Annotated in this window: 9 protein-coding genes; 8 read left to right on the forward strand and 1 reads right to left on the reverse strand. The window is 45.8% G+C overall.

What is annotated here, in order from left to right; translation table 11 throughout:
* The first annotated feature begins 103 nt into the window (after nt 1–103).
* Complete coding sequence (locus MED92_RS01020) at nt 104–763, forward strand: HAD family hydrolase (RefSeq protein ID WP_007019599.1); 660 nt, start codon at nt 104–106, stop codon at nt 761–763.
* A gap of 14 nt (nt 764–777) precedes the next feature.
* A complete protein-coding gene (gene sppA / locus MED92_RS01025; RefSeq protein ID WP_007019600.1) occupies nt 778–1,827 on the forward strand; it encodes a signal peptide peptidase SppA in 1,050 nt (349 codons plus the stop codon).
* 74 nt (nt 1,828–1,901) lie between these two features.
* Here sppA and MED92_RS01030 read toward each other — a convergent pair whose 3' ends face one another.
* Complete coding sequence (locus MED92_RS01030; RefSeq protein WP_007019601.1) at nt 1,902–2,480, reverse strand: Maf family protein; 579 nt, start codon at nt 2,478–2,480, stop codon at nt 1,902–1,904.
* A gap of 111 nt (nt 2,481–2,591) precedes the next feature.
* Here MED92_RS01030 and MED92_RS01035 point away from each other — a divergent pair, with 111 nt between their 5' ends.
* From MED92_RS01035 to acpP, 6 genes are all read left to right on the forward strand, one after another.
* Nucleotides 2,592–3,113, forward strand: a complete 522-nt coding sequence (locus tag MED92_RS01035; protein WP_007019602.1) for a YceD family protein — start codon at nt 2,592–2,594, stop codon at nt 3,111–3,113.
* Between the two features lie 23 nt (nt 3,114–3,136).
* Nucleotides 3,137–3,319 (forward strand): 50S ribosomal protein L32, encoded by a 183-nt coding sequence (gene rpmF / locus MED92_RS01040; protein ID WP_007019603.1) that lies wholly within the window; start codon nt 3,137–3,139, stop codon nt 3,317–3,319.
* A 2-nt stretch (nt 3,320–3,321) separates the two neighbouring features.
* Nucleotides 3,322–4,338 carry a phosphate acyltransferase PlsX gene (plsX, locus tag MED92_RS01045; protein WP_007019604.1) on the forward strand — a complete coding sequence of 339 codons (1,017 nt, stop codon included), beginning with the start codon at nt 3,322–3,324 and terminating at the stop codon, nt 4,336–4,338.
* A gap of 100 nt (nt 4,339–4,438) precedes the next feature.
* On the forward strand, nt 4,439–5,368 hold the full coding sequence (fabD, locus tag MED92_RS01050) for an ACP S-malonyltransferase (RefSeq protein WP_007019605.1): 930 nt from the start codon (nt 4,439–4,441) through the stop codon (nt 5,366–5,368).
* Between the two features lie 25 nt (nt 5,369–5,393).
* On the forward strand, nt 5,394–6,137 hold the full coding sequence (gene fabG / locus MED92_RS01055; protein WP_007019606.1) for a 3-oxoacyl-ACP reductase FabG: 744 nt from the start codon (nt 5,394–5,396) through the stop codon (nt 6,135–6,137).
* A gap of 162 nt (nt 6,138–6,299) precedes the next feature.
* On the forward strand, nt 6,300–6,533 hold the full coding sequence (acpP, locus tag MED92_RS01060) for an acyl carrier protein (protein WP_007019607.1): 234 nt from the start codon (nt 6,300–6,302) through the stop codon (nt 6,531–6,533).
* Nucleotides 6,534–6,543: the final 10 nt, after the last annotated feature.

Below are 6,543 nucleotides of genomic sequence, written 5' to 3' on the forward strand. Positions count from 1 at the left end.
AAGCGCTACGTAATAAAAGCACTTCAATAAGATTTAACTTGAACTTTGTGCAGGCTCCTATATATAGATGTATTCCTTTTAACTGATTTTCTAAGGAACCTCGGTGTACAAGTTATTAATTTTTGATTGGGACGGTACCATCATCGATTCGGCAGCACGTATCGTTTCAAGCATGCAGTCAGCCGCATCGGATTGCGGTTACGAAGTTCCGTCTGACGATGCGGTCAGAAACATAATCGGACTCGGTTTGCCTGAAGCGTTGCGCATTCTCGTGCCGGGAATAACTGACGATGGAATTACCCGCATGCGCCAGTCATATGGGCATTATTATCTTGGAGAAGATTCAACGCCAAGTCCGCTATTTACCGGTGCTCAGCGTTCGCTTGAAAGTATGCATCAAAAGGGTATGCGAATGGCTGTGGCAACCGGTAAAGGTCGTAATGGTCTGAATCGTGCGTTTGCTGAAACAGGGCTCGCGCATCTTTTTGAAACATCCCGTTGCGCCGATGAAACTACATCAAAACCTGATCCGCATATGCTTGAAGAGCTATTGCAGGAAACTCGGGTGAAAGCCTCTGAAGCCGTTATGATCGGGGATACCGAATACGATCTTGAGATGGGGCGTCGTGCAGGCATGGATGTGATTGCGGTTAGCTACGGTGCTCATCATATCGATAGGCTAAAAGGTTTTGATCCTGTGTTAGAAGTACATAATTTTCCTGAGCTTGAGTCCTGGCTTGAAGCTCAAGGCGCGTTTGGTTGAGAAAGGAGTCGTAAGTGTCAGATAACAATTGGAATGAAACAGAGGGTAATGAAGCGCCTGTGCAGCAAGAAGCGCCTAAACCAACTAAATTGGATGCAGCGGTAGAAAACGCTAAAGATGACTCTGCTTCAAAAAAAGAGTGGAAGTTAATTGAGAAGACGCTGGGCGGTTTGTTCATTGAGCAGCGTCGGGCGAGACGTTGGGGGATTTTCTTTAAGCTCCTGACGTTTGGTTACCTGTTTGCGCTGCTTTATTTGCTATTGGCAGGCCCTCAAATACCTGTAGACCAGGCTGGTGAAGCACATACTGCAATCATTGAAGTTAAAGGCCCGATCAGTGCGGATGATGAGGCCAATGCTGATTCTATTATCTGGTCACTGCGTGAGGCATTCAAAGAAGAGCAAGCCAAAGCGATAATTCTGCGTATTAATAGCCCTGGCGGTAGCCCTGTTCAGTCGGGCTATATTTATGACGAAATTAAGCGCTTACGCCAGATTTACACAGATAAGCCTGTGTATGCGGTTATTACCGATATAGGCGCATCTGGCGCTTATTATATCGCTGCCGCTGCTGATTCTATTTACGCCGATAAAGCGAGCCTTGTGGGTTCTATCGGGGTCGTAGCTGGTGGCTTTGGGTTTGTTGACCTTATGAATAAAGTGGGTGTTGAGCGCAGACTGTATACTGCTGGCGAGCATAAAGCTTTTCTTGATCCGTTTTCCCCGAGTAAAGAGGGTGAGAAAGAGTTCTGGCAAGGGGTATTAAATACAACACATCAGCAGTTTATCGATCAGGTTAAGCTGGGGCGCGGTGAGCGCTTGAAAGATTCACCGGAGCTGTTTAGCGGTTTAGTCTGGACTGGGGAGCAGGCGGTTGATCTGGGACTTGTGGATGGGCTTGGAAGTTCTAGTTATGTAGCGCGTGAAATCGTTAAGGTTGAGAAACTGGTGGATTACTCTCCACAGCAAGCGCCATGGAAACAGTTGGTTGATGAATTGGGCGTGAGCTTTGCTAAAGCGATGTCTACTCAGTTGGGACTTAATCATAATCAGGTGCTTCGTTAAGCCTGATTGTTGATCATATTAAAAAGGAGGGCTGAGCCCTCCTTTTTTGTGTCCTTTCAAGACAGAGGGTTAACTTACAGGACTTTTAAGCCTTCTTGTTCAAGCATTCTTACCAAACGGATCAGTGGTAGGCCGATAAGCGTATTAGGGTCCTCTCCCTCCAGCTTTTCAAATAGCACGATGCCCAGTGCTTCAGATTTAAAGCTCCCTGCGCAGTTGTATGGTTCTTCAGCTCTAAGGTAGTTTTCGATCATCTCATCTGTCAATTGACGAAACACAACCTTAAAAGGTACTACTTCTGTTTGAGCTTGCCCTGTTTCGCTGTTAATGAGTGAAAGGCCTGTCAGAAAGGTAACGGTATGGCCTGATAGTTTTCGTAACTGTTTAACCGCGTTTTCATGAGTATGTGGTTTGCCAAGAATTTCATTACCTAAAACCGCAACCTGATCAGAACCTATAATCAATGAGTTAGACTCAGTTGAAGCGACTTTACGTGCTTTTGCTTCGGCTAATCTTGCAACCAGCTCCTGAGGTGTTTCGGTCTCTTTTGCTGATTCATCGATATCAGGTGAAATACAGCTGTACTCGAGCTGTAATTTACCCAGAATCTGTCTGCGAAAAGGTGAACTGGATGCTAAAATCAGGTTTCTCATGGCAATTTTGGACCTTAAATTGAATAAGGCCCAAATATTAGCGATTTTATTACGTTTTTAAACCCCAAAGCCTTTGACAGAACAGGCATCTGGGCCTAGAATTGCGCGCTTATGTCAAACGGTCCATTACCTATTAGAGTAGACCCGCGAAAACTTGCTGAGCGGGAGATACGAATTGAAGGCGAAGCAGAGCTTAGTCGTATGCCTCATCTTTGTCAGGGATTAGTTCCTGAGAAAGAGGGTAAGATTAACGTCGATCTTCAGTTTGCTGTTGATGAGCAAAAAATTCGTATTATTACAGGCAGTGCGTCAGGCCACGTTTATATGGTTTGTCAGCGATGTCTTGAACCAGTAGAAGTTGCCGTAGAGGCTGATTTTAATCTTGGCGTTGCCGCCAGCGAGGAAGCTGCTAAGCAGTTACCTCGTAGTTATGATCCTCTCATTGTTGAGGATGAAGAGATTGAGTTGCTTTCTGTGGTTGAAGAGGAATTGATCTTAAGCCTTCCTCATGATGCATATCATGATGATTGCTCGATCAAAACTTCATTCGGCGAAGCCGAGGCAGTGGCAGAAGACAACAAAAAACCGAATCCATTTAGTGTGTTGGCTCAGTTGAAGTCCGACAACAAATAGAAAGAACCAGGAGCTATTTAGTCATGGCAGTTCAGAAAAGTAAGAAGTCTCGTTCCCGTCGCGATATGCGTCGTTCCCACGATGCGCTGGGTAACCCGACTCTGTCTGTAGAAGAAACTACCGGTGAAACTCACCGTCGTCACCACGTATCTGCTGACGGTTTCTACCGCGGTAAGCAGGTAATCAACAAGCAGGATGATGAATAAGCTTGTCAGATTACTACACCATTGCAGTTGATGTGATGGGCGGGGACTTCGGTCCCCGCGTAACAGTTCCCGCAACACTCAACGCTTTAAAGCGTTACCCGCACCTCTCAGCCAAACTGGTTGGCCATCAAGAAGCAATCACTCCTTTTCTAAATAAATTAACGGCAGATATAGCGTGCCGTGTCGAAGTCATTCATGCGCCCGATACCATTGCGATGGGAGCTAAGCCTTCGCAGACTTTGCGAAATGGCCAGCAGTCCTCAATGTATAAAGCGTTAGAACTTGTCTCTGAGCACAAGGCTGAGGCTTGTGTGAGTGCAGGAAATACAGGGGCTTTAATGGTTCTGGGGCGATATATACTCAGAACGCTGCCAGGAATCGATCGTCCAGCTATCATCTCTTCAGTGCCTACAGTGTCAGGTCATTGCTATATGCTTGATTTAGGTGCCAATGTAGATTGTAGCGCTGAGCATTTATTGCAGTTTGCAATTATGGGGTCAGTGATGACTCAGGCGGTTGATGAAATTGCTTCCCCGCGTGTTGGTTTGCTCAATATTGGTCAGGAGCAGGTAAAAGGTAATGAGCAGGTAAAGCTTGCTTCACGATTAATTGAAGAGCAGGGTGGGCTTAACTATATCGGCTATATCGAAGGGGATGACCTTTATTCGGGTAAGGCTGATGTGGTGGTTTGTGATGGCTTTGTCGGGAATATCGCGCTTAAAAGCAGCGAAGGTCTGGCAAGGTTGATTAGTAAGAAGTTTCAGTCAAGTTTCAAAAAAGGAATTTATCGTAGAATATTGGCGCTACTGGCAAGTCCTGTTTTAAATGAGCTAAAAAAGCAGATGGATCCATCGCGAAGAAATGGAGCTAGCTTGCTTGGTTTGCAGGGAATTGTCATTAAAAGCCATGGTTCGGCTAATAAAAAGTGCTTTGGTTTTGCGCTTGAGCAGGCCGTAGCAGAAATAGAACAAAACGTTCCACGCCAGATATGCCGGGAAATTGAAGATAAGCTTGCCTGAATCAGGTTTCTACAGTTTTAAAAAATTTCCAATGTTGTAAACTACGGCCCATTCGCCTGACAATTTCGGGCACAGTTCAAAATGACGATTTGAGGAAGTCATGTCGCAATCTCTCGCATTTGTTTTTCCAGGCCAGGGTTCTCAGCAGGTTGGTATGCTGTCAGAGCTGGCGTCTTCGCATCCAGTTATTGAAGCTACGTTTGCTGAAGCTTCTGAAGTGCTTGGTTATGATCTTTGGGCGTTGGTTCAGAACGGTCCTGAAGAAGATTTGAATCAGACTGATAAAACTCAGCCTGCGCTGCTTACTGCTGGTGTGGCGCTTTGGCGTTTATGGCAGGAGCAGGGTGGCGAGATGCCGTCTGTTGTTGCAGGACATAGCTTGGGTGAGTACACGGCGCTAGTGTGTGCTGGCGCAATTAAATTCTCTGATGGGGTCAGCCTGGTTAAGCTGCGTGGTGAGTTCATGCAGCAGGCAGTGCCAGCAGGTACTGGTGCCATGGCTGCCATTCTTGGATTGGCTGATGACGCAATTGAAAAGGCGTGTAAAGATGCTGAACAGGGTCAGGTAGTATCGCCTGTTAACTATAACTGTCCTGGGCAGATTGTTATCGCAGGTCACAAAGAAGCAGTTGAGCGCGCAATTGAGAACTGTAAAGAGGCAGGTGCTAAACGCGCTATACCTCTGCCGGTCAGTGTTCCTTCTCACTGTGCATTGATGCAGCCAGCTGCGGACCAAATGGCGGAAGAATTGAGCAAGATTGAAGTTAAGCTGCCTGAAATTAGTGTAGTTCAGAATGTTACTGCAGCTGTTCCTGGCTCTGTAGAAGAATTGAAAGAAAATTTGTTGGCTCAGCTGTATAGTCCGGTTCTATGGACTAAGAGCGTTCAGGGTATGGTTGATCAGCAAATTGAAACGACTATCGAATGTGGTCCAGGTAAGGTATTGTCTGGTCTTAATAAGAAAATACACAGACCTTTGACTGTTGCGGCAATTAATGACGTAGCTGGCCTTGAAAAGGCGCTGGGTTAATAAGAATAACGCAAAGGAATATTAAATGAGTATTGAAGGTAAAGTAGCGCTTGTTACCGGTGCTACCCGCGGTATCGGTAAAGCAATTGCTGAAGAGCTGGGTAAGCAAGGGGCTGTTGTCGTAGGTACTGCTACGAGTGAAAATGGCGCTGCGGCTATCAGCGCTTACCTTGAAGAGGCTGGTGTTAAAGGCACGGGCCTGGTTCTTGATGTTGCTGATGCTGATTCCGTTACAGCTGTTTTGAAAGCTATCCAGGAAGATTTTGGTACCATTGAAATTTTAGTAAATAACGCAGGTATTACACGCGATAATATCTTGATGCGCATGAAGGATGATGAGTGGGATTCGGTTTTGAATACCAATCTGAACTCCATCTACCGCTTAGTTAAAGGCTGTTTGCGTGGCATGACTAAAGCGCGCTGGGGCCGTATCATCAGTGTAAGCTCTGTTGTTGCATCTATGGGTAATGCGGGTCAGGCAAACTATGCTGCTGCCAAATCAGGCATGGAGGGCTTTACACGAGCTTTAGCACGTGAAGTAGGTTCTCGTAACATTACTGTTAACTGTGTAGCTCCTGGTTTTATCGATACAGACATGACTAGTGGTCTGGCAGATGAGCATAAAGATGCGTTGAAATCACAGATCCCAATGAACCGTCTGGGTCAACCAGAAGAAATTGCAGCTGTTGTTGGATTTTTGGCCGGACAGAGCGGTGGTTATGTGACCGGTGAGTCGATTCAGGTCAATGGCGGCATGTATATGGGTTAAAACCCTGACGAAGTAATTGTTTTTTTCGTCGAATTGTTGATAATGTGCCGTCAGGTAGAGAATGAACTTTCCACTTTTGCTTGATTAAGCTGAAGTGCTTTAATAAAATTTCTTTCCGCATTTCAAACGATTTGCGGTGTTAATAAGAAGATAGGAAGAGATATGAGCAACATTGAAGAGCGCGTAAAGAAGATCATCGCTGAGCAGCTGGGTGTTAAAGAAGAAGAAGTTACTCAGGAAGCTTCTTTTGTTGAAGATCTGGGCGCAGACTCTCTGGACACAGTTGAGCTGGTAATGGCGCTGGAAGAAGAATTCGAAACTGAAATTCCAGACGAAGAAGCTGAAAAGATCACTACAGTTCAGCTGGCTATCGATTACATCAACGCTCACCAGTAAGCGCTGACAG

This window comes from Neptuniibacter caesariensis, assembly GCF_000153345.1.
Taxonomy (GTDB): Bacteria; Pseudomonadota; Gammaproteobacteria; order Pseudomonadales; family Balneatricaceae; genus Neptuniibacter; species Neptuniibacter caesariensis.

Bases quoted from the DNA above. Each gene is read 5' to 3' on its own strand.
- MED92_RS01030 (WP_007019601.1), bottom strand. From the start codon at position 2,480: ATGAGAAACCTGATTTTAGCATCCAGTTCACCTTTTCGCAGACAGATT.
- MED92_RS01035 (WP_007019602.1), top strand. From the start codon at position 2,592: ATGTCAAACGGTCCATTACCTATTAGAGTAGACCCGCGAAAACTTGCT.
- rpmF (WP_007019603.1), top strand. From the start codon at position 3,137: ATGGCAGTTCAGAAAAGTAAGAAGTCTCGTTCCCGTCGCGATATGCGT.
- fabD (WP_007019605.1), top strand. From the start codon at position 4,439: ATGTCGCAATCTCTCGCATTTGTTTTTCCAGGCCAGGGTTCTCAGCAG.
- fabG (WP_007019606.1), top strand. From the start codon at position 5,394: ATGAGTATTGAAGGTAAAGTAGCGCTTGTTACCGGTGCTACCCGCGGT.
- acpP (WP_007019607.1), top strand. From the start codon at position 6,300: ATGAGCAACATTGAAGAGCGCGTAAAGAAGATCATCGCTGAGCAGCTG.